Annotated in this window: 22 protein-coding genes and 1 pseudogene; 9 read left to right on the top strand and 14 right to left on the bottom strand. The window is 71.9% G+C overall.

Going from position 1 to position 23,958, the window contains the following annotated elements; all coding sequences use genetic code 11:
* Window positions 1–15 precede the first annotated feature (15 nt).
* The 3 genes from AMETH_RS10120 to AMETH_RS10110 all read right to left on the bottom strand — a co-directional run bounded on the left by AMETH_RS10120 (window position 16) and on the right by AMETH_RS10110 (window position 3,842).
* Window positions 16–954: a hydroxymethylglutaryl-CoA lyase gene (locus tag AMETH_RS10120; protein WP_017981328.1), complete on the bottom strand. Its 939-nt coding sequence runs from the start codon at window positions 952–954 to the stop codon at window positions 16–18.
* Between the two features lie 267 nt (window positions 955–1,221).
* A complete protein-coding gene (locus AMETH_RS10115) occupies window positions 1,222–2,331 on the bottom strand; it encodes an NDMA-dependent alcohol dehydrogenase (protein ID WP_017981327.1) in 1,110 nt (369 codons plus the stop codon).
* A gap of 11 nt (window positions 2,332–2,342) precedes the next feature.
* On the bottom strand, window positions 2,343–3,842 hold the full coding sequence (locus AMETH_RS10110) for an aldehyde dehydrogenase family protein (RefSeq protein ID WP_017981326.1): 1,500 nt from the start codon (window positions 3,840–3,842) through the stop codon (window positions 2,343–2,345).
* A 114-nt stretch (window positions 3,843–3,956) separates the two neighbouring features.
* On the opposite strand from AMETH_RS10110, the gene AMETH_RS10105 reads away from it, so the two are divergent.
* Both AMETH_RS10105 and AMETH_RS10100 read left to right on the top strand, forming a co-directional pair.
* Window positions 3,957–4,301 (top strand): DoxX family protein, encoded by a 345-nt coding sequence (locus AMETH_RS10105; protein WP_017981325.1) that lies wholly within the window; start codon window positions 3,957–3,959, stop codon window positions 4,299–4,301.
* A complete protein-coding gene (locus tag AMETH_RS10100) occupies window positions 4,298–4,762 on the top strand; it encodes a nuclear transport factor 2 family protein (protein ID WP_017981324.1) in 465 nt (154 codons plus the stop codon). Before AMETH_RS10105 ends, AMETH_RS10100 begins: the two co-directional genes overlap by 4 nt.
* On the opposite strand, the gene AMETH_RS10095 is transcribed toward AMETH_RS10100, so the two are convergent.
* The 6 genes from AMETH_RS10095 to AMETH_RS10070 form a co-directional block, all read right to left on the bottom strand.
* Window positions 4,713–6,314, bottom strand: a complete 1,602-nt coding sequence (locus tag AMETH_RS10095) for a sigma-54-dependent Fis family transcriptional regulator (RefSeq protein ID WP_017981323.1) — start codon at window positions 6,312–6,314, stop codon at window positions 4,713–4,715. The two genes, AMETH_RS10100 and AMETH_RS10095, sit on opposite strands and share 50 nt — an antisense overlap.
* A 264-nt stretch (window positions 6,315–6,578) precedes the next feature.
* Window positions 6,579–9,395, bottom strand: coding sequence for an FAD-binding and (Fe-S)-binding domain-containing protein (locus tag AMETH_RS10090; RefSeq protein WP_017981322.1), 2,817 nt, complete (start codon window positions 9,393–9,395; stop codon window positions 6,579–6,581).
* Window positions 9,392–9,766, bottom strand: a complete 375-nt coding sequence (locus AMETH_RS10085; protein ID WP_017981321.1) for an FmdB family zinc ribbon protein — start codon at window positions 9,764–9,766, stop codon at window positions 9,392–9,394. The genes AMETH_RS10090 and AMETH_RS10085 overlap by 4 nt, the downstream gene beginning before the upstream one ends.
* 4 nt (window positions 9,767–9,770) lie before the next feature.
* Complete coding sequence (locus AMETH_RS10080) at window positions 9,771–11,048, bottom strand: hydroxyacid-oxoacid transhydrogenase (RefSeq protein ID WP_017981320.1); 1,278 nt, start codon at window positions 11,046–11,048, stop codon at window positions 9,771–9,773.
* Window positions 11,049–11,059: 11 nt separating this feature from the next.
* A complete protein-coding gene (locus AMETH_RS10075) occupies window positions 11,060–11,866 on the bottom strand; it encodes an N-acyl homoserine lactonase family protein (protein WP_017981319.1) in 807 nt (268 codons plus the stop codon).
* A 61-nt stretch (window positions 11,867–11,927) separates the two neighbouring features.
* Complete coding sequence (locus AMETH_RS10070; RefSeq protein WP_017981318.1) at window positions 11,928–12,638, bottom strand: GntR family transcriptional regulator; 711 nt, start codon at window positions 12,636–12,638, stop codon at window positions 11,928–11,930.
* 124 nt (window positions 12,639–12,762) lie between these two features.
* On the opposite strand from AMETH_RS10070, the gene AMETH_RS10065 reads away from it, so the two are divergent.
* From AMETH_RS10065 to hisS, 5 genes and pseudogenes are all read left to right on the top strand, one after another.
* Window positions 12,763–13,266: a 2Fe-2S iron-sulfur cluster-binding protein gene (locus AMETH_RS10065; RefSeq protein WP_017981317.1), complete on the top strand. Its 504-nt coding sequence runs from the start codon at window positions 12,763–12,765 to the stop codon at window positions 13,264–13,266.
* Window positions 13,263–14,234, top strand: a complete 972-nt coding sequence (locus AMETH_RS10060; RefSeq protein WP_017981316.1) for an FAD binding domain-containing protein — start codon at window positions 13,263–13,265, stop codon at window positions 14,232–14,234. Before AMETH_RS10065 ends, AMETH_RS10060 begins: the two co-directional genes overlap by 4 nt.
* Window positions 14,231–16,303 (top strand): xanthine dehydrogenase family protein molybdopterin-binding subunit, encoded by a 2,073-nt coding sequence (locus AMETH_RS10055; RefSeq protein ID WP_017981315.1) that lies wholly within the window; start codon window positions 14,231–14,233, stop codon window positions 16,301–16,303. The genes AMETH_RS10060 and AMETH_RS10055 overlap by 4 nt, the downstream gene beginning before the upstream one ends.
* Before the next feature lie 30 nt (window positions 16,304–16,333).
* Window positions 16,334–17,466, top strand: a pseudogene (locus AMETH_RS10050) (epoxide hydrolase family protein).
* Between the two features lie 575 nt (window positions 17,467–18,041).
* Window positions 18,042–19,328 carry a histidine--tRNA ligase gene (gene hisS / locus AMETH_RS10045; RefSeq protein WP_017981314.1) on the top strand — a complete coding sequence of 429 codons (1,287 nt, stop codon included), beginning with the start codon at window positions 18,042–18,044 and terminating at the stop codon, window positions 19,326–19,328.
* Between the two features lie 83 nt (window positions 19,329–19,411).
* Here the strand turns inward: hisS and AMETH_RS10040 are convergent, their stop codons facing one another.
* The 4 genes from AMETH_RS10040 to AMETH_RS10025 form a co-directional block, all read right to left on the bottom strand.
* Window positions 19,412–20,074 (bottom strand): HAD family hydrolase, encoded by a 663-nt coding sequence (locus AMETH_RS10040; RefSeq protein ID WP_017981313.1) that lies wholly within the window; start codon window positions 20,072–20,074, stop codon window positions 19,412–19,414.
* A 38-nt stretch (window positions 20,075–20,112) separates the two neighbouring features.
* Window positions 20,113–20,787 (bottom strand): hypothetical protein, encoded by a 675-nt coding sequence (locus tag AMETH_RS10035; protein ID WP_017981312.1) that lies wholly within the window; start codon window positions 20,785–20,787, stop codon window positions 20,113–20,115.
* A 413-nt stretch (window positions 20,788–21,200) separates the two neighbouring features.
* Window positions 21,201–21,581: a DoxX-like family protein gene (locus AMETH_RS10030; RefSeq protein WP_223843100.1), complete on the bottom strand. Its 381-nt coding sequence runs from the start codon at window positions 21,579–21,581 to the stop codon at window positions 21,201–21,203.
* A gap of 26 nt (window positions 21,582–21,607) precedes the next feature.
* Complete coding sequence (locus AMETH_RS10025; RefSeq protein ID WP_017981310.1) at window positions 21,608–22,054, bottom strand: anthrone oxygenase family protein; 447 nt, start codon at window positions 22,052–22,054, stop codon at window positions 21,608–21,610.
* A gap of 91 nt (window positions 22,055–22,145) precedes the next feature.
* Here AMETH_RS10025 and AMETH_RS10020 point away from each other — a divergent pair, with 91 nt between their 5' ends.
* Window positions 22,146–22,724 (top strand): TetR/AcrR family transcriptional regulator, encoded by a 579-nt coding sequence (locus AMETH_RS10020; protein WP_017981309.1) that lies wholly within the window; start codon window positions 22,146–22,148, stop codon window positions 22,722–22,724.
* 50 nt (window positions 22,725–22,774) lie between these two features.
* Here the strand turns inward: AMETH_RS10020 and AMETH_RS10015 are convergent, their stop codons facing one another.
* A complete protein-coding gene (locus tag AMETH_RS10015) occupies window positions 22,775–23,365 on the bottom strand; it encodes a GNAT family N-acetyltransferase (RefSeq protein ID WP_223843099.1) in 591 nt (196 codons plus the stop codon).
* A 43-nt stretch (window positions 23,366–23,408) separates the two neighbouring features.
* On the opposite strand from AMETH_RS10015, the gene AMETH_RS10010 reads away from it, so the two are divergent.
* Window positions 23,409–23,957, top strand: coding sequence for a PH domain-containing protein (locus AMETH_RS10010; protein WP_017981308.1), 549 nt, complete (start codon window positions 23,409–23,411; stop codon window positions 23,955–23,957).
* The last annotated feature ends 1 nt before the right edge of the window (window position 23,958 follow it).

The raw sequence follows: 23,958 nt of genomic DNA, 5'->3' as shown, positions 1-23,958 counted from the left end.
CGCCCGCCGAGGAATTCAGCCGCCGGTCAGTGCCTTCACGACCCGTGACGGGCTGGGGCGGCCGAGCTGCTGTGCCATCCAGGCGCTCGTCCGCACCAGCGCGTCGAGGTCCACCCCGTGTTCGATGCCCAAGCCGTCGAGCATCCACACCAGGTCCTCGGTCGCGAGGTTTCCGGTGGCCGCCTTCGCGTACGGGCACCCGCCGAGGCCGCCGGCCGAGGAGTCCACTGTGGTCACTCCGGCTTTCAGCGCGGCCAGCGTGTTGGACAGCGCCTGGCCGTAGGTGTCGTGGAAGTGCACGGCGAGCTTGGTGACGTCGTCGAACGCGCGGACGACAGCTTCGACGTGCCCCGGGGTGGCGACGCCGATCGTGTCGCCGAGGGAGAGCTGGAAGCAGCCCATGTCGAGCAGCCTGCGGCCGGCGTTCGCGACCTGCTCGACGGGCACGGCGCCCTCCCACGGGTCGCCGAAGCACATCGAGAGGTAGGCGCGCACCTCCAGCCCTTCGTGCCGGGCCCGCCGCACGACCGGCTCGAACATCGCGAACTGCTCGTCGTAGGAGCGGTTGAGGTTCTTGCGCGCGAAGGTCTCGGTGGCGCTGCCGAAGATGGCGATCGACTCCACACCCAGCGCGAGCGCCCGGTCGAGGCCGCGCTCGTTGGGCACCAGGACCGGGTACTTCACGCCCGGGCGCCGGCCGAGCTTGGCGAGGAGGTCATCGGCGTCGGCGAGCTGCGGAACCCACTTCGGGTGCACGAAGCTGGTCGCTTCGAGGGTCGTCAGCCCCGCCCCGGCGAGCCGCCGGAGGAACTCGAGCTTCGTCTCCAGACCGACGACGGTCTGCTCGTTCTGCAGCCCGTCGCGCGGGCCGACCTCCCAGATCGTCACCCGCTCCGGCAGGTCCCCGCTGAACGCCTCCCGCTGGGGCAACCCCAGCTCACGCACACTCGCCACACCAACAGGTTAACGCTGACTAACGCAGCCGTCCAGTGGGCGTCTTCGCGCGGAAAAACGCCTCACGACGCTCGAAAGGTCACCTTGGGTGCGACCACCCCCGCCCCCGATGCCTGATTGTGTTTCAGTCGCCGAGCAGTCGTGTCAAGGCGGGAAAGAGTACCTTGACACGCCTGGTCGGCGACTAAGGATCGGCTGTGGATCGGGGGCGGGGGAGGTCTGGTTGGGGGTAGTCGCTTACTTTTCGTTGCCGGCTTCCGGTTGCGTTTAGCCGTGTACGACTACGCCTCGGATGTTCTTGCCTGCCACCAGGTCCTCGTACCCCTGGTTGACGTCCTCCAGGCGGTACCGGTTGGTGACCAGCTCGTCCAGCTTCAATGTGCCCGCCTGGTAGAGGTCCAGCATCTTGAGGATGTCCCGCTGCGGGTTACCACTGCCGAAGAGGCTCCCCTTGATCGTCTTCTCCCACAGGGTGAGCACCGCGCCGGAGACGTGGATCGTCGCCTTCGCGGGGTCCGCCAGGCCCGTCACCACGACGACCCCGCCCTTGCCGACGACGTCGAACGCCGCCGACATCACCTCTTCGTCCACCACCCCGACCGTGACCAGCGCCTTGTCCGCGCCCTGCCCGCGGGTCAGCTCGGTGACCACCTCGTGCGCCTCACCCGCCGTCGCGAAGGCGTGGGTGGCTCCCAGCTTCAGCGCGGTGTCCCGCTTGAACGCCAGCGGGTCGACCACCACGACGTTCTTCGCCCCGGCGTGCGCCGCACCCTGCACCGAGTTGATGCCGATCCCGCCGATCCCGTAGATCACCACGGTTTCACCCGGCCGCACGTCCCCCGCGTACACGGCCGTGCCCCACCCGGTCGGGACACCGCAGCCGACGAGCACCGCGGTCTCCAGCGGCACGCTTTCGTCCACTTTGACCACCGAGTGCTGCGAGATCGTCGAGTATTCAGCGAAAGTGCCGAGCATGCACATCTGGCCGTAGTCGACCCCGCCCTTGTGGAACCGGAAGCTGCCGTCCGGGAAGCTCCCCTCCAGGATCGTCGCACCCATGTCGCACAGGCTCTGGCGCCCCGTCGCACAATAGCGGCACGTGCCGCAGTTCGGGATGAACGAGCACACCACGTGGTCACCGGGCTTGACCTTCGTGACGCCCGGCCCGACCTCCTCGATGATCCCGGCACCCTCGTGCCCGCCGACGATCGGGAACCGCGGCGGCAGGTCGCCGTCGGAGAGGTGCAGGTCCGAGTGGCACAAGCCGGCCGCGACGTACCGGATCAGGACCTCGCCCTCCCGCGGGCCGTCCAGGTCCAGCTCGGTGATCTCGAACGGGGTCCTGAAGTCCGTGAGTACAGCTGCCTTGACCTTCATGCGGATTCTCCTCAGAGCGCGACGTTGACGGCTTTGGTCTGGGTGTAGAGGTCGATGGCCTCGGCGCCGAGCTCGCGGCCCCAGCCGGACTGCTTGTACCCGCCGAACGGGATCGCGGTGTCGAAGCCGTTGTAGCAGTTGACCCACACCGAACCGGCCTTGATCTGCTTCGCCACCCGATGCGCGCGCGAGATGTCCCGCGTCCAGATCCCCGCGGCCAGGCCGTACTCGGTGTTGTTCGCGGCCGCGGCGAGGCCGTCCTCGGCCGAGAACGGGATCGCGGCCACGACCGGGCCGAAGATCTCCTCGCGCACCACGCTCATGTCGTCGCGCACGTCCACCAGCACGGTCGGCTCGACGTAGTACCCGGAGTCGCCGTGGCGGCCACCCCCGGTCAGGGCGCGGGCGCCGTCCGCGATGCCCTGCCGCAGGTAGCTGGTGACCCGGTCGAGCTGCTCCTGCGACACGAGCGGGCCCAGCTGCGTCGTCGGGTCCAGGCCCGGGCCGATCTTGACCTGGCTCGCGAACTCGGCGACGCCCTGGGTGAACTCGTCGAAGATCGACTCCTCCACGAACAACCGCGTGCCCGCCACGCAGCACTGGCCGTGGTTGAACAGCCAGGCGTTGGCCGAGCCGGGGATCGCGGCCTCCAGGTCGGCGTCGGCGAACACGATGTTGGGGCTCTTGCCGCCCAGCTCCAGCGACACCTTCTTCAAGTTGCCCTTGGCCGCGTCCACGATCTTCTTGCCCACCTCGGTGGAGCCGGTGAACGCGACCTTGTCGACGTCGTCGTGCGCGGCCAGCGCGGCGCCCGCGTCACCGAACCCGGTGAGGATGTTGACCACGCCGTCCGGGAACCCGGCTTCACAGAACAGCTCGCCGAGCAGCAACGCCGTCAGCGGGGTCTGCTCGGCCGGCTTCAGGATGACGGTGTTGCCCGCCGCGAGCGCCGGCGCCAGCTTGAACGCCGCCATCACCAGCGGGAAGTTCCACGGGATGATCTGCGCGCACACGCCGACCGGTTCCCGCAGCGTGTAGGCGTGCCACTGGCTGCCCGGGATCCACGGCACCGACGGGGTGATCGTGCGGCCCTCGATCTTGGTCGCCCACCCGGCGTAGTAGTGGAAGATGTCGGCCGCCCAGGCGACGTCGACGCCCTGCGCGACCGCCACGGACTTGCCGTTGTCCAGCGCCTCCAGCTGCGCGAACTGCTCGGCGCGCTCCAGCAGCAGGTCGCCGACGCGCCAGATCAGGCGCTGCCGCTCGGACGGCGTGGTGCGGGACCACGGCCCGTCCTCGAACGCGCGCCGCGCCGCGGCCACCGCGCGGTCGACGTCCTCGGCGGCGCCGTGCGCCACCTCGGTGATCTTTTCCCCCGTGGCGGGGTCGAAGGTGGGGAACGTCCGGCCCGACGCCGCGTTCACCCACTGCCCGCCGATCAGCAGCTGCTTGGTCCCGGACACGAACTCCCGAACCGCCGGCCGCACGGTCTGCTCCGCTACCGCAGTCACACCAACCTCCTCGTCGTGGACGTGGCGGTAATGGTGACCTGCGCAACAGCGCGCTAACCGTGTCAACTTGACACAGTGACCTCACATCACGCGGGGCTGCGTCGTCGGACCGGCATGGACATCGCGTTGTGGATCATCGCGGCCGCGCTGGCAGCCGTTTTCCTGGCCAGCGGGGCCGTCAAACTGGCGCAACCAGCGGAAAAGCTGGCCGCCGCCCGGCTCACACTCGGCCTCGGCAAGACCATCGGGGTGCTGGAGGTGCTCGCCGCGGCAGGGCTGATCCTGCCCGCCGCGCTGGACATCGCGCCGGTGCTGTCGCCGCTCGCGGCCACCGGGCTGGTGCTGCTGATGGCCGGGGCGATCGTGCTGCACCTCCGCCGCCGGGAAACGAAAGTCGTGGCGGTGCCCGTGGTGCTGCTCGTGCTGGCCGCCGTCGTGGCCTGGGGGTGGTTCGCGTGACCGCGTTCGAAAACCGCGTCGAGATCGAGGCGCTGCGCGGCGACTTCACCGACGCCGGGATGGTGCGGGACTACGACCGGTTCGCCTCCCTGTTCACGGCGGACGGCCGCTGGTGCATCCCGCCCGTCGCCGACTTCACCGGGCCGGGCGAGATCCGCGCCGGCATCGAGCGGCTGCAGGCGCACTGGGAGTTCTTCGTGCAGACCGCCCACCCCGGCGTGATCCGGATCGACGGCGACACCGCGACCGGGCGCGCCTACATCGCCGAGTTCGGGCGCTTCCGCGACGGCAGCTCGCACGCCAACCACGCGATCTACCACGACCGCTACCGGCGCACCCCGGACGGCTGGCGGTTCACCGAGCGCGTCTACGAGATGCGGTACGTCGACGAGACGCCGCTGCTCGGCAAGATCAGCTCAGCCCCAGGGTCCGCACCCGGCGGTGCAGCGTCGAGCGGCTGATGCCGAGCAGTTTCGCGGCGTGGGCCTTGTTGCCGCCGCAGTCCCGCAGCGCGGCGGCGATCGCGTCGTGTTCGAGCTGCTCGATCGGCGTGAGGTGGCGTGCCCTCGGGCTGCCCTGGTAGGCCTCCGGCAGGTCACGCGGCAGCACGTCACCGCACGCGCGGCCGGCCGCGACGTGCCGCAGCAGCGCCTTCAGCTCACGCAGGTTGCCCGGCCACGGCTGCGCGGCGAGCACCTCCAGCGTGCTGGGCACGAACCGGAGGGTCGAGCCGAGGTCGGCCAGCATCGCCGCGACCAGTGCGGGCAGTTCGTCCCGCCGGGAGCGGAGCGGGGCCAGTTCCCGGCGGGCGATGCAGCGGCTGGCGAGGTCGGCGGCGGGGCCGGTCAGCTCGGACGGCGGCGGGCCGGTGAACGCGAACCAGCCGCGGTCCATGACGGCGCCGACCCGGGCGGCGGCGTCCGCGGGCAGCAGGGCGATGTTCTCGATCACCAGGAGCCCAGTGTGCGACGCGACGAGCTGGTCCAGGGTCGGCGCCCAGCGCTGGGCGTCCACCGCGTCGAGCACGGCCAGCGCGGACTCCCCCGCCAGCTCGCGGGCCACCGTCGAACGGCCGGTGCCGGGCTCGCCGCTGATGAGGACGTGCGTGCGTTGTTCGCGGTAGGTGGTGAAGTCCCGCTGCACCGGCCGCGGGGTGGCGCGCCGCGGGATCGCTTGCACCGTGGGCGGTTCCAGCTCGAACAGCACGCCGGACGCGCCGGTGATGCGCTCGAAGGACACGTCGGCGACGCGGCCGGAGGACAGCCGCACGCTGCGGGCCTGCCGGACGCCGAACGGGGCGTCCATGGCGAGCCCGCGGAGGACGGCGTGGTCGGCGGCGTCGAGCAGGTCGGTGGCGGCGGCGTTGGCGAGGACGACGTCGTCGCCCAGCACCAGGACCGGGCGCAGGCGGTTGAGGGCGGCGGCCTGGTAGGCGGCGAGCATGCGCTGCTCGGCCGCGCGGGAGCCCTCCAGCAGGCGCTGCTCGATGTCGGCGACCGCGCGGCGCAGGAACGGGCCGAGCAGCGGGCTGGCGTGGTCGGCCGGGCAGGTGATGTCGAGGACGCCCTCCAGGCGGCGGGTCACCGGGTGCGTGATCGGGTGGCCGTAGCAGGCGAAGGGCTTGAAGCTGTCGATGAAATGCTCGTGCCCGTGCACGGCGAGGCCCTGGCGCAGCTCGAAGACCGTGGCGATCGAGTTGGTGCCGGTGTTCTCCTCGGTGAAGCGCCTGCCGGGGACGACGCCGAGCCGGTCGAGGGTCGATTCCAGCTGGCGCTCGCCGAAGCGCCGGTCGACGATCCAGGCGTCGCGGTCGGCGAGGATGAGGCTGAAGGCGGTGCCGGCGAGCTCGCGGGTCGCCTGGTCGAGGACGGGTTCGGCGGCGAGAACGAGCCTGCTGCGACGATCGATGTCCGCGACGGTGAGCCGGTCGACCGCGGCGTCCGGCCGGAGCCCCGACAGCTCCGCCCGGCGCCACGACTTGGCGATCTCGGGCCGCAACGCTGCGCTCTCCATCCTCGCCTCCCTTGGCGCCGATGCCCGAGCCACGTTAGCAACGGTTAACGCCGCAGGTCGAGCGGTTGCCCCCGTCCGGGGGTGCCGGCCACCCGTCCCGGAACGGCCAACACACCGCCACGAAGGGCAAACACGGCGCCACGAGCGGCCAACACGCCGGGCCGCCGGCGTGTTGGCCGCTCCAGGCGGTGTGTTGGCCGCTCCAGGCGGTGTGTTGGCTGCTTCGGGTGGTGGGTTTGTCGCTTGGGTGGCGGGGTGTGCGGGTCAGGTGTCGAGCGCCCGTGCGAGTACCTGCGCCAGGTGCAGCGCCTGCCGTCCGGTGAGGTCGTCGATCTGGGTGCGGCAGCTGAAGCCGTCCGCGAGCACCATCGTGTCCGGGGACGCGGCCTCCACCTCGGGCACCAGCACCCGGTTCGCCGCGGCGACCGACACCTCGTAGTGCCCCTTTTCGACCCCGAAGTTGCCGGCCAGCCCGCAGCACCCCGAGTCCAGCGTCCGGTTCCGCACTCCCACCCGGCGGAGCAACCGTTCGTCCGCCGCGTTGCCCATCACCGCGTGCTGGTGGCAGTGCTGTTGCGTGATCGCCGACGCCTCGACCGCCGGGAAGGACACGTCCGGCGCGTACTTCTCCAGGAACTCCGCCAGCGTGAACGCCTGCGACGGCAGCCCGTGCAGCTCGTGGTCGTCCAGCAGCTCCCGCGAGTCGTGCCGGAAGACCGCCAGGCAGCTCGGCTCCAGGCCCACGATCGGCGTCCCCGCCTCCAGTTCCGGCCGCAGCACCCGCAACGTCCGCCGCAGCACGCGGCGCGCCACGCCGAGCTGCCCGGTCGAGATCCAGGTGAGCCCGCAGCACACCGACGACGACGGCAGCACCACGTCGAACCCGGCGTGCTCCAGCACCCGCACCGCGTCGTGGCCGACCTCGGGCGACAGGAAGTTCGTGAACGTATCCGGCCACAACACCACCCGCGGCCGCCCCCGCTCCTGCGCCCGGAACCCGCGCCGGAACGTCCGCGGCGCGAACCGCGGCAGCGACCGCTCCGGCGTGATCCCGCCCGCCTTCTTCACCAGCCCGGACAACCGCCCGCCCAGCACGCGGTTCGCCAGCCGCGGCGCGCCCGACGCCAGCCGCGCCAGCACCGGCAGGAACCCGAGCGTGTAGTGGCTCGCCGGGCGAAGCCGCCCCGCGTAGTGCTGGTGCAGGAACTCCGCCTTGTACGACGCCATGTCCACGTTGACCGGGCAGTCGGACAGACAACCCTTGCACGCCAGGCACAGGTCCAGCGCCTCCAGCACCTCGGTGGAGCGCCAGCCGTCGGTGACCGTCTCGCCGCGCATCATCTCGAACAGCAGCCGCGACCGCCCGCGCGTCGAGTGCTCCTCGCGCCCGGTGACCATGTAGCTCGGGCACATCACGCCGGACGACTTGTCGACACATCCCCCGACGCCGACGCACCGGCGCGTCGCGGTCGCCAGGCTGCCCCCGTCGTGCGGGTACTTCAACGTCACCGGCAGCGACCGCACCGGCCCGTCGAACCGCAGGTCCGCGTCCAGCTTCCGGGGCCGCACCAGATTCCCGGGGTTGAGCAGGTCCCCGGGGTCCCAGATCGCCTTGAACCGCTCGAACAGCGCCAGGATCTCCGGCGGGTACATCCGCGACAGCAGCTCCGCCCGCGCCTGCCCGTCGCCGTGCTCGCCAGACAACGATCCGCCGTGCCGCACCACCAGGTCCGCCGCGTCCTCCATGAACGCCCGGAACTGCCGCCTGCCCTCCTCGCTGGTCAAGCCGAAGTTGATGCGCACGTGCACGCACCCCTCGCCGAAGTGTCCATAGGGGACACCCCGCAGCCCGTACTTCCCCAGCAGGGCGCGGAAATCCCGCAGGTAAGCGCCGAGGTTCGCGGGCGGCACCGCGGAGTCCTCCCAGCCCGGCCACGCCTCGGAACCGTCCGCCATGCGGGTCACGATCCCGGCCGCGGCCTCCCGCACCGACCACAGCACCCACTGGTCCGCCGACCGCGTCTCCACGACCGTCGCCGCGCCGGTGTCCCGTTCCAGGGCCGCCGCGACTTCGGAAGCCCGGGCCGCCGCCTCCGCCGGGTCCGCTCCCCCGACCTCGACGAACAGCCAGCCGCGCCCCTCCGGCAGCAGGTCGACGGCCGGGTGCGACCGGCGCATCAACAGCGAGTCGATGAGGTCGCGGCCCATGCCCTCGACGGTCAACGGCTTCAGCGGCAGCACCGACGGCACCGCGTCGGCGGCCGCGATGTCGTCCGCGTAGCCCGCGACGACCAGCGCGCGGGCCGCGGGCGCGGGCACCAGCCGCACGGTGATCTCGGTCAGCAGCACGCAGGTGCCCTCGGTGCCGACCAGGGCCCGGACCAGGTTCGTCCCGTTCTCCGGCAGCAGCTGGTCCAGCGCATACCCCGAGACGCGCCGCGGGATCGACGGGAACGACGTGCGCAGCAGCGCCAGGTTGTCCAGGGCGAGCTGCTTCGACTCGGCGACCCGCGGATCGTCCGGCAGCGACGGCCCGATCGCCAGCCGCGTCCCGTCCGCGGTCAGCACGTCCAGCGCGACCACGTTGTCCGCGGTCCGCCCCCACGCCACCGAGTGCGAGCCGCACGCGTCGTTGCCCACCATCCCGCCGATCGTGCAGCGGCTGTGGGTCGACGGGTCCGGCCCGAACGTCAGCCCGTGCGGGGCGGCCGCCGCGCGCAACGCGTCCAGCACCACGCCGGGCTGCACGCGCGCGGTCCGCGCCTCCGGGTCGATCTCCAGCACCCGGTTCAGGTGCCTGCTGTAGTCGACCACGACACCTTCGCCGAGCGCCTGCCCGCCGATGCTGGTGCCCGCGCCGCGCGCGGTGAGGGGGATCCGGAACTCCCGGCACAGCCGGACCGTCGTCTCCAGATCCTCCACAGTGGACGGGAACACGACCGCCAGCGGCACGTGCCGGTAGTTCGACGCGTCCATGCTGTAGGTCGCGCGCGCCGTCGTGCCGGACTCGACCTCACCGGTGAGCGCGCGGCCCAGCTCCGCGAGGAACCGGGCCACGCGCTCGTCCGCGACCACCGTCATGAAGCCGATTCCCCCGGCACCGGATCCGGATCGCCGGCCCGCAGCGGCGCGGCGGCGAAGCGCCCCTCGTGGGCGAGCACCGGACGACGGTCCCCGGTCAGCTCCGGGTACTTCTGCTCCAGCTTCTCCCGCCGGGTCATCTGCTGGTGCCAGTGCCGCACCGTTTCCCGGTCGCCGTTGCCGGTGCCGCGCCAGCTCTTCGGCGCGTCGTCCCGGCCGGGCCCGGCCGAGGCGGCCCCGCCGAGCCGCACCGCGGACGGCAGGCGGCGCGGCGACGAACCGCACGCACAGCTCGGCGCGGGGCTGGCGGACGAGGGCACGAGCGCCTCGAACCGGTTCCCGCAGTCGCACGCGTAGTCGTAGATGGGCATCCGATCACCAGTTCTCGATCGACTGGGCGAAGATCGCCTCCAGGTCCTCGGCGCGGACCGGCCGCGGCGAGATGGTCAGCAGCCGCTCCTGCTTGAGGGTGCCCTCGACCAGGTCGCCGATGTCGCCCTCGTCGTAGCCGACGCCGCCGATCCCGTTGGGCGTGCCGATGTCGCGCATCAGCGAGGACAACACGAACGGCAGCTGGTCCACCGCGTCGCGCTGCTTCGGCGCGTGCGGGTCGAGGATCCGCGCGGCCCGCAGGTGCTTCTCCGGGTTCGTCGGGAAGGTGAACCGGAAGGCCGCGGGCGCGGTCAGCGACACCGACTCGCCGTGCGGGACCATCGCCTCGTCCTGCGGGTAGTTCTTCGGCCGGTACTCCTTGACGCGCCCGGCGATCGGGTACGCGCAGGCGTGCGGGATGTGCACGCCCGCGTTGCCGAACCCCATGCCGGCGAACGTCGCGGCCAACATCATGTCCGTGCGCGCCGCGAGGTCGCCCCCGTTGAGCACGGCCTTGCGGAACGAGCGGGCCAGCAGGGTCAGCGCCTGCTCGGTCCAGGCGTCCGAAATCGGGTTCGACCCGCAGTAGGCGACCCGGGTGTCCGCGCGGTGCCGTGGGAAGGAGTCGAACGGCTTGGCCGTGTAAGACTCCAGCGCGTGGCACAGCACGTCCATCCCGCTGGCCGCGGTCACCTCGGGCGGCATGCTCAGCGTCAGCAGCGGGTCGACCACCGCCATCGACGGCCGCAGCCGCGGGTGGCTGATGCCGGACTTCACCTTGAGGTCGAGGAAGTCCATGATGCACACTGGCGTCGTCTCCGACCCGGTACCCGCGGTGGTCGGCACCGCGACCAGCGGCTTGAGCGGCCCGGCGGGCGCCTTGCCCTGCCCGATCGGCTTGTTGACGTAGTCGTAGAGGTCGGCCGGGTAGGTGGTCATCAGGTTGATGGCCTTGGCGGTGTCGATCGACGAGCCGCCGCCGACGGCGATGAACCCGTCCCACTCGGACTGCTTCGCGAAGTCCACCGCGGCCTGGATGCTGACGTCGGTCGGTTCGACGTGCACCTGGTCGTAGACCTCGACGGTCAGCCCGCCTGCCTTGGCCGCGTCGGCGACCCGCTGCGGCACGCCGGTGGCGGCGACGCCCGGATCGGTGACGATGAGGACCCGTTCCGCGCCCATCTGCGCGAGGTCCCAGCCGATCTCGTCGACGGCGCCGGCGCCGAACTTCAGCGGCGTCGCGCCCCAGGTGAAGACGGTCTCGTTGAGGTATTCGGTCATGCCCGTGCCTTTCAGCCGAAGTACCCGTCGGGGGCGAACGGGAGCTTGGCGGCCTGCTCCGGGTCGTGCCCGAAGATCACCTCCGCGTTCGTCTCCTCGGCGATGCGCCGCAGCTTCTCCGCCGACTCCAGCCGGCGCACGCTGTCCCAGACGATCGCGGCGCCGATGGCAGGCGGGCCCCAGCTCTCGCCGAGGTAGACCGCATCGGAGGTGAAGATCTTGGTGCCCGCCTCCGGCAGGTCCACCCGCGGTGACATCGTCCCCCAGGTGTGGCCCGGTGTCTCGATGACGCTGACGCCCGGTGCGATTTCGGCGTCACCCGAGATGAGTTCGTAGTCGATGCCCTCGTAGTCGGCCTTGAGGTGCGCGCCCTTGAACGGCCCGTCGATGCCGAGCGCGCCCTCGTGCTCGTTCGCGTTGACGATGATCCGGGTCTTGCCGTTGTCGAACAGCTTCGCGTTGGCGGCGTGGTCGAAGTGCAGGTAGGACAGCATCAGCACGTCGATGTCGTCCGGCGTCAGCTCCAGCGCGGCCAGCGAGTCGTGCAGGTAGGTGGCGCCCTCCTGAACAGGGAAGAACTCCTGCAGCCCGGTGGGCACCCAGCGGGTCTCCCAGTCCTGCGGAACGCCCGTGTCCCACAGGATGCGCCCGTCCGGGTGTTCGATGAGCACCGCGTGGGTCGGGCACGTCGTCGACACCGCTTCCTTGCGGGTGTTCGAACGGTCGGCGATGGTCGCACCCGGCTTGAGCAGCAGCCAGGTCTGGTCGCATTCCATGGTTCCGGTCTTGAACAGGTGAACCTTGCTCGGTGCCGTCATCTGCGCCTCCTTGCGCGTCAGGACAGAGCCGAGCACAGAGTGGCATGTAGCATGCTACTCGTCAACGACGTGGGTAGCCGGTCCACTCCAACGAGACCGGCGGGACCGGATCACCGCTGGCCGCGGCCTCCTGGCCGATCAGCAGCCGGGCCGTGTTGAGCAGGTGCGCGCGCATCGACTCGGCGGCTTCGTCGGCCTTGCCCGCTTCGATGAGCGCGAAGATCTCCTCGTGCTCGCCGAGGATGTCGGACAGGCTGCGCGAGGTGTCGACGGTCGAGGCGCCGCGCAGCAGGACCATGTCGCGCAGCGAGTCGATGTAGCGGGCGAGCCGCACGTTGCCGGACGCCTCGTTGATGACCTCGTGGAAGCGCCGGTCGGCGGCCATGAAGGTGGCCTCGTCGCGTTTCTCCGCGGCGGCGCGCATCGCCTTGAGCTGGGCGCCCAGCTCCTTGACCCACGCGGCGGTCCGCTGCGTGACGGCGCGGTGGGTGGCCGGGACCTCCAGCAGCAGCCGGATCGCGAAGACCTCCTCCAGGTCGTGCAGCGACGTCTGGAGGATCCGCACCCCGCGGTTGCGCTCGAACCGCACCATGCCACGCTCGGCCAGCTGGATCAGCGCCTCCCGCACCGGCGTCCGGGACACGCCGAGCCGCTCCGCGAGGTCGTGCACCGAGTACAGGCTGCCCGCGACGAGCTCGCCGTTGACGATGGCGCTCTTGAGCTCGTCGAGGATCTTCCCGGCGAGGTTGGCGTCGTTCCCGATCTGCCGCATCCGGGCATTTTCCCACGGCGGCGGGGTCCCGGCGGCGCCGCTTCGGCAACGCGCGGCGCGCCGGGAACGCGGTCGCCGTGGGATCGCCGGTTTCGCGGCTGCCCTGCCGGGTACGCCCCACGTCATGGACGCGGAGATCACCTTGCGTGTCGACGGCGCCACCCACCAGCTGACGCTCGACAGCCGCACCACCCTCCTGGACGCCCTGCGCGAACGCCTCGGCGTCACCAGCCCGAAGAAGGGCTGCGACCACGGCCAGTGCGGGGCCTGCACGGTCCTGGTCGGCGGCCGCCGGATCCTGTCCTGCCTGTCGCTGGCCGTCGCGCAGAACGGGAACGAGGTCACCACCGCCGCCGGGCTCGCTCCGGACGGTGAGCTGCACCCGGTGCAGCGCGCGTTCCTGGAGCACGACGGGTTCCAGTGCGGCTACTGCACGCCGGGCCAGATCTGCTCCGCGGTCGGCGCGCTGGACGAGGTCAAGCAGGGCTGGCCGAGCCACGCGACCCCGGCGGTCAGCGAGCGCCCCCCGCTGACCCGCGCCGAGATCGCCGAGCGGATGAGCGGCAACCTGTGCCGGTGCGCCGCCTACGACGGCATCGTCAGCGCGATCGAGGAGGCGGCCGGATGAAGCCGTTCACCTACGACTCCCCCGCCGACGCCGGCACGGCCGTGCGCACGGTCGCCGCCGACCCGTCCGCGGTGTTCCTGGCCGGCGGCACGAACCTCGTCGACCACCTCAAGCTCGGCGTCGCCCGCCCTGGCCGGCTCGTCGACATCACCCACCTGACCTCCACCGAGATCACCGAGCGCGACGGCCTCCTGTCGATCGGCGCCGGGGTGCGCAACAGCGACCTGGCCGCCGACCCGCGAATCCGGTCGCGCTACCCGGTACTCGCCGAATCGCTGCTCGCCGGCGCGTCCGGGCAGTTGCGCAACATGGCCACCACCGGCGGGAACCCGTTGCAGCGCACGCGGTGCGCGTACTTCCAGGACGTCACGACCCCGTGCAACAAGCGCGAGCCCGGCTCCGGATGCTCCGCGATCGGCGGCTACACCCGCTACCACGCGATCTTCGGCGCGTCCGAGCACTGCGTCGCGACGCACCCGTCCGACCTGGCGGTCGCGCTGGCCGCGCTGGACGCCGAGGTGTCCGCGCTCGGAGCGGACGGCGCGCGCACGATCCCGTTCACCGAGCTGCACCGCCTGCCCGGTGACATCCCGGAGCGGGACACCGTGCTGGCGCACGGCGACCTGATCACCTCGATCGACCTGCCGGCGCCGCCCGCCGGGGAGCAGCGCTACCGGAAGGTCCGCGACCGCGCCTCCTACGCGTTCGCGCTGGTGTCGGTGGCGGCTGTGCTGGCCGTGGAGGACGGCACGATCGTCGACGCGCGCATCGCGTTCGGCGGGGTCGCGCACAAACCGTGGCGCGCCTGGCAGGCCGAGGACGTGCTGCGCGGCGCGCCGGCCACCGACGCGACGTTCCGCGCCGCCGCCGAAGAGGAGCTGGCGCAGGCGCGGCCGTTGCCCGGCAACGAGTTCAAGGTCCCGCTGCTGACCCGGACCCTGGTTTCCGTGCTCCGGGAGCTGTCATGACCGCGATCGGCGAACCCCTGGTGCGACGGGACGGCGCACGCAAGGTCACCGGCACCGCAACGTACGCCTACGAGACGCCGGCCGACGCCCCGGTGTTCTGCCACCCCGTGCAGGCCACCGTGGCCCGCGGCCGGATCGCCGCGATCCACACCGCCGAGACCGAGGTGCTCGACGGGGTCCTCGACGTCATCACCTACCGCAGTGCCGAACGGCTGGCGTCCACAGCAGACGCCGAACTGGCCGTGCTGCAGGACCGCGAGGTCGCCTTCCGCGGCCAGGTGATCGGGCTGGTGGTCGCGGAGACCCCGGAGGTCGCGCGGCACGGCGCGGAGCTGGTGTTCGCCACCTACGACGAGCGCGAGCACGACACCGAGCTGTCCGCGGACCGCGACGACCTGTACAAACCGGAGAAGGTCAACCCGGCGGTCCCCACGGACACCGCGGCCGGCGACGTCGACGCGGCGATGGCGTCCGCCGACGTGACGGTCGAGCAGACCTACCGCACCGCGATGTACCACAACAACCCGCTGGAGCCGCACGCGACGACGGCCTTGTGGGACAACCACGTCCTGACGCTGTGGGACTCGACGCAGGGCGTGCACCCGTCGCGCAAGGCCATCGCGAAGGTGTTCGGCCTGCCCGAGGAACGGGTGCGGGTGGTGTGCCCGTACGTGGGCGGCGGCTTCGGGTCGAAGGGCCTGCCGCACGCGAACGTGGCGCTTGCCGCGATGGCCGCGCGGGCCCACCCGGGACGGCCGGTGAAGCTCGCGCTGACGCGGCAGCAGATGTTCTCGCTCGCCGGGTACCGGACGCCGACGATCCAGAAGATGCGGCTCGGCGCGACCCGCGACGGCAGGCTGACCGCGATCGGGCTCGACGTGGTCGAGCAGACCTCGCGGATCAAGGAGTTCGCGGAGCAGACCGCGTTGCCGTCGCGCATGATGTACGCCGCACCGAACCGGCGCACCACGCACCGGCTGGCCGCGCTGGACGTGCCGGTGCCGTCGTGGATGCGCGCGCCCGGCGAGTGCCCCGGCATGTTCGGGCCCGAGGTGGCGATGGACGAGCTGGCCTACGAGCTGGGCATCGACCCGGTCGAGCTGCGGGTCCGCAACGAGCCGGAAGTGGACCCGGAGTCGGGCAACCCGTTCTCCAGCAGGCATCTGGTGGATTGCCTGCGCGAGGGCGCCCGGCGGTTCGGCTGGGACTCGCGCGATCCGCGGCCCGGCGTGCGGCTGGAGCACGGCTGGCAGGTCGGCACCGGGGTGGCGGCATCGGTGTACCCGTCGTCGACGCGGCCGGGGTCGACCGCGGTGGTGCGGTTCGAGGGCGGCCGGTACGCCGTGGAGATCGGCGCTGCTGACCTGGGGACCGGCGCGTGGACGGTGCTGCCGCAGATCGCCGCGGAGGCGCTGGAGGTGCCGGTCGAGGCGATCGACATGCGGCTCGGCGACACCGCGTACCCGGAGGCGGCGGTGGCCGGCGGCTCGGCAGGGACGGCGACGTGGGGTTCGGCGGTGTTCGAGGCGGCGCGCACGTTCCGCGACAAGTACGGCCGCGACCCGGCCGAGGGCGCCGAGGCGGACGCGACGACCGGGGACAACCCGGCGCGCAAGGAGTACGCGATGTACGCGTTCGGCGCGCAGTTCGCCGAGGCGCGGGTGCACGCGGACACCGGCGAGATCCGGGTGCCGCGGCTGCTCGGGGTGTTCGCCGCGGGCCGGATCGTCAACCCGCGGACCGCGCGGTCGCAGTTCCTCGGCGGCATGACGATGGGACTGTCGATGGCGCTGCACGAGGAGAGCGTGTGGGACCCGCGGTTCGGGCAGGTGGTCAACCACGACCTGGCCGAGTACCACATCGCGGTGAACGCCGACGTCGACGACGTCCAGGCGCACTGGCTAGACGAGCGCGACCCGCACGTGAACCCGCTCGGGGTCAAGGGGATCGGCGAGATCGGGATCGTGGGCACGGCCGCGGCGGTGGCGAACGCGGTGTTCCACGCGACCGGGGCGCGGATCCGGGACCTGCCGATCACGCTCGACAAGGTGCTGGCCGCGTTGCCGTGAATTGTCGGTGGGTCTCGTCATGGTCGGCGCGTGGAGAATTTTCGGATCGCTGTCGACGACCGTGAACTGGCGGACCTGAGGGACCGCCTGGAGCGCACGCGCTGGCCGGACGCCGAGACGGTGGACTGGTCGCAGGGCGTGCCGCTGGAGTACCTGCGGTCGCTGTGCGCGTACTGGGCGGACGGGTACGACTGGCGCGCGTTCGAGAAGCGGGTCAACGCGCTCCCGCAGTACCGGACGACGATCGACGGGGTGGGCATCCACTTCGCGCACGTGCGCTCGCCGCACCCCGGCGCGTTGCCGCTGGTGCTGACCAACGGGTGGTCGGGGTCGATCGTGGAGTACCTGGACGTGATCGGGCCGCTGACCGACCCGGTCGCCCACGGTGGTTCGGCCGCGGACGCGTTCCACGTGGTGCTGCCGACGCTGCCCGGCTACGGCTTCAGCGACAAGCCCGTATCGCCCGGCTGGGATGTGCAGCGGATCGCCGATGCGTGGGCCGCGCTGATGGCCTCGCTGGGGTATACGCGCTACGGGGCGCACGGCAGCGACTGGGGCAACAGCATCACCACCGCGATGGGGCAGCAGCACCCGGAGGTGCTGGCCGGGATCCACGTGCAGCCGCCGATCGCGGCGCCCGATCCGGCGACGTTTTCCGATCTGTCGCCGCGGGAGCGGGAGGGCGCTGGACGCGCTCGCCGAGGCGGAGTCGCGGGAGTCGGGCTACTCGGCCGAGCAGTCGACGAAACCGCAGACCGTCGGGTACGGGTTGGTGGACTCGCCGGTCGCGTTGTGCTCGTGGATCGTGGAGAAGTACCGCTCGTGGGTGGACTCGGGCAGCGTCCTGACGCGACCAGCTGCTCGACAACGTGAGCGTGTACTGGTTCACCCGCAGCGGCGCGTCGTCGGCGCGGTTGTACTGGGAGAGCTTCCGGCAGGTGTCGGAGTGGTTCAGCAAGTCCACTTCGGACACGGTCCCGGTGCCGACGGGGTGCTCGGTTTTCCCGCGTGAGGTGCCGCGCCCGTCCCAGCGCTGGGCCGCCTGCCGGTACACCGACATCCGCTACTGGAACGAACCCGAGCGCGGCGGCCACTTCGCGGCGCTCGAAGCGCCGGAGGTGTGGGTGGAGGATATCCGCGACTTCTTCCGCCTGGTGCGCTGAACGAGAGAGATCGCCACCCGGTCGGGTTTCCGCGGGGGCTCGCAGTGGCCTGGTCACACGCGAGGGGCGTGATGCCCTGGCCAGCCGCGGCGACGTCGCTCACCGGCGCGCGGTCAGCCCTCGCGACACGTCGACCCGGCGGCCACCACGTCCCCCGGCCCCGTAGCCCGCGCACGGATCCCGGCGACGGCGGTCGCCTGCCGCGCTCAGTGCTCCGGCCCGGCTCCGCGGTCGCGCCGGCGACCTCCCACTCCTGGCGCACCACCAGGCGGTCCGGCTCGACGACCACGCCGGACAAAGTTGGCACCGTCACCAAACCCGGACACCCCCGAGCACCCGGACACACCGCCGGAGATTTTTCCCGCATCCGTGGTTTACCGCCCGGCGGCCGGGGTAGTCAGCCCGCGGAGTCGCAAGTCCGGTGGACGCGCAGGGGTGCCGTCGGACGGAGCAGGAAGCCTCGGCCCACCTCCCCCTCGGCGGGCCGGGGCTTCCGTCTGTCCAGGGGTAGTGCACACCCGCCCGCACCGGCGCGGGACAATGGCAGGCGCACCCGACCAGCAAAGGACCGATTCATGGCGAAGGCCGCCGAGCCACCTTCAGGTACCCGCGACTTCCTGGCCGACGACGTGCGTCGCCGGAAGGCGGCGTTCGACACCGTCAGCGCGGTCTTCGAGCGCTACGGCTTCGACCCCCTGGAGACCCCGGCGTTCGAACGCCTCGAGGTGTTCGCGGGCAAGCTCGGCGACGACGCGTCCGCCCTGATCTTCAAGATCCTCAAGCGCGGGGTGCACGAGGCCAGCGGCGAGGCCGACCTGGCGCTGCGCTACGACCACACCGTGCCGCTCGCCCGGGTGATGGGCACCTACGGCAGCAAACTGCCCTCGCCCTACAAGCGCTACGCCATCGGCCCGGTGTGGCGCGCCGACCGCCCCGCGCAAGGCCGGTTCCGCGAGTTCGTGCAGTGTGACCTCGACACCGTCGGCTCGTCGTCCCCGCTCGCCGACGCCGAGACGCTGTGGGCGATCAACGACGCGCTGATCGCGCTGGGCGTCGCGGACTTCCGCTTCCTGGTCAACAGCCGCCAGGCGCTGCATGGCCTGCTCGAGGCCTACGGCATCCCCGAGGAGGCCGGCACGAAGGTGCTCGGCAGCCTCGACAAGCTGGACAAGGCCACCCCGGACGCGGTGATCGCGGAGCTGGCCGACCGCGGCCTGGCCACCGAGACCGCGGAGAGCCTGGTCGGGGATGTCATCGCCACCGACACCGACCGCATCCGCAAGCAGCTCGACACCACCGAGCGCGGCCGCGCGGGCCTCGCCGAGGTCGACAAGCTCGTGGAGCTGACCGCGGGGCTGCCGTCCGGGCGGGTCGTGTTCACCCCGCGGATGGTGCGCGGCCTGGACTACTACACGGGCCCGATCTTCGAGGTCACCGCCGCCGGCTACCCGGGGTCGATCTCGTCCGGCGGCCGCTACGACGGGCTGGTCGCGAAGCTCGGCGGCCCGGACATGCCCGCGTGCGGCGGGTCGATCGGCCTGGAGCGGATCCTCGCCGGTCAGGCCGCGGCCGACGCCGAGGCCGCTGGCCTGGACGTGGCGCTCACCGTGCTCGGCGCGGAGGACGAGGTGCTGCGGCTGGCGAACCGGCTGCGCGCGCAGGGCCTGCGCACGGGCGTCTACCTGGGCACGTCCGGCAAGCTCGCGCGCCAGTTGAAGTGGGCGAACGACCAGCGGGCGCGCACGGTCCTGATCTACGGCCCGGCCGAGCAGGAGGCCGGCGAGGTGACGGTGCGGGACATGACCTCGGGCGAGCAGACCCGCGTCCCGGTCGACGACGTGCCCGCGCACCTGCAGCGCTAAGGACCGCAGCGCGGCGACGCCCCAAACCGCAGCTCGCCAGGCGCCCACCCAGCTCGCCGACGTGCCCGCACCTGCAGCGGTGATCAGCGCGGCGAGGACCCGAACGGCAGGTCGTCCAGGCTCGCCCGGAGTTCACCCAGGTCGGTGAATGTCCGGGCGGCGCCGGCGTCCGTGAGCTCCGCGGCGGAGAACCCACCGGTGAGCAGCCCGACGGACGGCAGGCCGATGCGGCGCGCGGCGACACAGTCCCACACCGAGTCGCCGATCACCACGGCCTCCTCGCCCCGCACCTTCTCCAGCGCGACCTCCAGCAGGTCCGGCTCCGGTTTGGTGGCCTCGACGTCCTGCGAGCTGGTCCAGTCCGCCGCCAGCTCACGGCCGTCGATGAGGTCGAGGTAGTGGTCGACGTGGTCGGGCTTGCCGGAGCTGGCCAGCACCACGCGGTAGCCGGCGTCGTCGGCGGCCTGGAGCAGCTCGTGCGCGCCGTCGAGCGCGCACACCTCGGGCAGCATCCCGTCGACGAGCTCCTTCCACTTGGCCCGGACCTCGTCGCCGCAGGAGTCCTCGACCTCCTGCCCGGCGACTTCGGGCACCAGCTGGTCACCACCCATGCCGATGGCGCGGTGCAGGCGCCACACGGGCACCGTCACACCGTGACGGCGGAAGGCGCGGAACCACGCGAGCGCGTGGTGGTAGTTGGTGTCCACCAGCGTGCCGTCCACATCGAGCACGAGAACCTTGGCCATGCCCGGCAGATTGCCCACGTCCCCGGGCCGGGAAACGCTCACCCGAGGGTGCTGACGTACGCGAGCAGGCCCACCGCCGGCACCGCGACGGCCACCAGCCGGAAGTCCGGCCGCGGCGCGGTGCGGAGCAGGCGCGGCCCCTCGGGCACGAGCGCCACGGCCACGCCCGCCACGGCTACGAGGGACAGCGCGGTCGTCCCCTTGAGCACCCCGAGCGGCATGGCCGCCATCACCACCAGCCCCACCGCCTGGACCGGGTGCAGCACGCGCGCCCGCCAGGCGGCGAACGCGAGCACCGGCCAGCCGAGCATGATCGTGAACGAAAGGTAGCTGAACAGGTGCGTATCGCCGTAGGCGTCGGCGACGAACGCGGTGGCGAACCCGGCCCCTCGGTGGCGGGCCAGCGCGAGGGCGGCCTGGTCGAACCCGGCGTGGAAGACCCGCGCGAACAGCCCAGTCACGACGAGGACCGCGCCCAGGAAGCCCGGCCGGGACCTGACCCGCGCGGCGAGCGTGAGCACCGCCGGGCACAGCAGGAGCGTTCCGGCGAGCACGCAGGTGTAGGCGGCGGCCACCTGCCCGGGGTGGTCGGCGGCCGCGGCGAGCTGGTGGGGGAAGAAGAACGGGACCGGGAGGCGCAACAGCATCCCGGTGAGCAGCAGCGGGGCGGCGATCACCGCCAGGCCGGTGGTCCAGCGCGGTTCACGAGTCATGCGGCGAACCTGTCACCGTCCGGGTCGCGGCGGATCGGCCCACGGCGGACACTTCCGGCCGACGGCGTCCGACCTGGGTATGACCGCCGCGGACGGACGTGCGGGGCAGGGCGCCCGGATATCGTGCGAGGAATGAGCCCTTCGCCGTGGCGTTCGCACGCCGCCGCCATGCTGCCGGCCGTGCTTCCTGATCGCGGTGGACGTCGCCGTCGGCGGCAACCTGCTGCGCGAGGACACCGGCTGGCGGCTGGACGGCTCGGTCGCCGTGGCCGTCGTGATCGGGCTGGCCGTGCGGCGGCGGTGGCCGGTCCCGGTGCTGGTGTTCGTGCGCGCCCGCGGGCAGGGCGCGGAGTTCGACGTCCGGGTCCTCGTAGCCCAGCCGAACAGCAGGCCCTGCCGGCCCGCCCACGGGTTCACCGGTGCCGCCGCGTGGCGACGAGCCAGGCCAGGACGAGCAGGACGACGTTGTGCAGCACCAGATTCAGCGGTTCGGCGATGTGCCCGCCGCCGAAGGCGAGGCCGCCCGCGTTGAACCCGGCGAGCAACACGGTCTGCACGGCCACGGCGGTGCGCGGCGCCCAGCCGGTCAGCACCCACCCGCCGAGGGCGACCTCGGCGAGGCCGATCAGCACCAGCACCACCGCGGCATCCCCGCCGAGCACCGGCACGGATTCGAGGATCGCCCGCTCGTCCGGCCGGGCGCCCAGCACCTTCGCGACGAGCCCTTGGTAAACCCACACGGCGGCCACCGCCCCCGGCGGCACCCATCGGGCCGCCCACTCCCCCACGCGCACGGGTCGACTCCAGATCCCGCTCGGGCTCAGCCGAGGGCGGCGGCCAGCAGGGCGAAGGCGGCGATGATGACAGCGACGCGGATGTAGTGGAAGCGGTCCCAGCGCTGCGCCTGCTGCTTCCAGTCCGCGGGCCGGTTCTCCGGGGTCCACGTCTTGCCCCGGTTGTTGATCGGGACGAGCAGCAGGACCGACATGATCACGCTGACGATCAGCAGCGCGCCGGCGGTGACGACGAGACCGGCGCCGTCGTGGCGCCACCCGGCGACGGCCCAGACCGCGACGAGGGCGAGCGAGGTGAGGTACCAGACCGGCATCACGGCGCCGAGCATCCGGCCGCCGTGGGCGCGGGCGAGCAGGGTGCTGTCGTCCGGGAGGCGGGCGACGATCGGGTTGATGACGAAGGCGACCGAGAACTCCACCCCCACCATCACGCCGACGACGACGGTGGTGAGCACCTCGAGCGTGTTGAGCATGGCGACTCCTCTGCAAATCTAGCGCTGCTAGCCGATGTGGCAATGCTAGCTCAAACATTGCTCGATTGTCTAGCAGTGCTAGCATCGAGTCGTGTCGGTACAGGAACGCAAGGAGCGCGAGCGGGCGAACCGGGAGCGCCTGATCTTGGCGACGGCCCGCGAACTCGCCGAACAGCAGGGCTGGGACGCGGTCACCACCCGCAGGCTCGCCGAGCGCATCGAATACAGCCAGCCGGTTCTCTACAGCCACTTCCGCGGCAAACGCGAGATCATCGGCGCCGTCGCCCTGCAGGGCGCCACGGAGCTGGCCACGGCGCTGCGGGCCGCGGCCGCCGCCGCGGACGGGCCGCGTGCGCGGGTCACCGCGCTCGCCCGCGCCTATCTCGACTTCGCCACCCGCCACCCGGCGGTCTACGACGCCATGTTCCAGCTCGACGGCGGACTGGCGTTCGCGCAGGAGGACACGCCGGAACCGCTGAAGGATGGGTTCGCCGCGCTGCTGGAGAACCTCAGCGAGGTCGCCGGCGACGGCGTGCACCCGGGGTTGTTCACCGAGGTGTTCTGGGCTGCCCTGCACGGGCTGGCGACGCTGACCCGGGCGGGACGGCTGCCGCCGGCGGACGCCGAGCGGCGGACGGAACTGCTGGTGGACCGGCTCGCCGTGTTCTGAGTCCGGTCAGATCCCGAAGAGCGGCAGGCAGGGCGGCAAACCCTCGATCGTCACCGGGACCTCGTCGCGCCACGCGTCGCGGCCGAGGCGCAGCCGGTGCTCGACGGCGAGCGCGTCGCGGACCACGTGCCGCGCGACGCCGTCGGGCCGGTAGCCGAGCTTGCGGGAGACCGCGAGGGAGGCGGCGTTGTCCTCGACGCGCCGGAGACCGCCTCCTCCGCGCCGAGGCCCGCGAAGGCCAGGTGCAGCACCGCGCGGCGCATTTCCGTGCCGATGCCCTGGCCCTGGTGCCGGCGGCCGACCCACGAGCCGGTGTGGACCTCGCGGGTGATGGCGAACCGCTTCGCGCTGACGCTCTGCTGGCCGAGCACCTCGCCGTCGCGGAAGACGACGAGGTCGAGGCCCCAGTCGTCCGGGCTCCACCGGCCCAGCCGGAGCCAGTGGAACTGCACGAGCGACCGCGCCACGAGCGCCGGTTCCTGGTCGGTCCACGGCACGAGGAACGGCATGCTTCCCGGGTCGTTCACCCCCTCCGCGGCGAGCTCCGCGAGCGCCGCGAGCTCCTCCGGCGCAGGCAGGCGTAGTTCGAGCCGAGGGGTCCGCACCCGCAGCGCGAGCAACGGGAAGTGGTCGGCCAGCATCGGCCCATCCTGACAGAGGTTCCAACGACCCGAGGTGAGACGAATGCGCGGCGAGACGATCACGGTTCTGCGACGGGGCGGAGAACAGTGGTACATCGCTGTCGCCGCACTCGCAGTCGCGATCCTGTTCATCTGGGTGGTAGCCGACGGCATCTCCCGCGGAGATCCCTTCGGCAACATCGCCGAATTGGTACTCGCCACCGGATGGGGGTTCTGGGGGCCGATCAGATACCTGCAGGTCAGGGTGGAAGTCAAGGAGAGCGGTCTTGTGGTCCACAACTTCTTCACCCGGTACTCGATCCCGTGGTCGGCGGTGAGCAGGCTGGAAGCCCGGCCCGCTCTGCGAATCCTGTTGTCCGACGGCAAAGTCGTGAAACCGAGCACCGGCGCGGAGTCGCTCGCCGCCACCGTCCGCCACAACCGCACGCAGCGCGCGATGAAAGAACGCATCGAGGCGGCACGGCAGCGCGCACTGGCCCAAGGCTCGGCCGAGGTGGTGACGAAGCGGATCTGGGCCGGCAACCTCACCATCCTCGCCGGCGTGTACGTGGGCATGTTCTCCGTCGCGGGAATCGCCTGGCTCGTCGACTAGC

It is taken from the genome of Amycolatopsis methanolica 239 (assembly GCF_000739085.1).
GTDB classification, from domain to species: domain Bacteria; phylum Actinomycetota; class Actinomycetes; order Mycobacteriales; family Pseudonocardiaceae; genus Amycolatopsis_E; species Amycolatopsis_E methanolica.
Note: the sequence above shows the minus strand (reverse complement) of the source record. Positions and strands in the feature narration are given on the sequence as shown.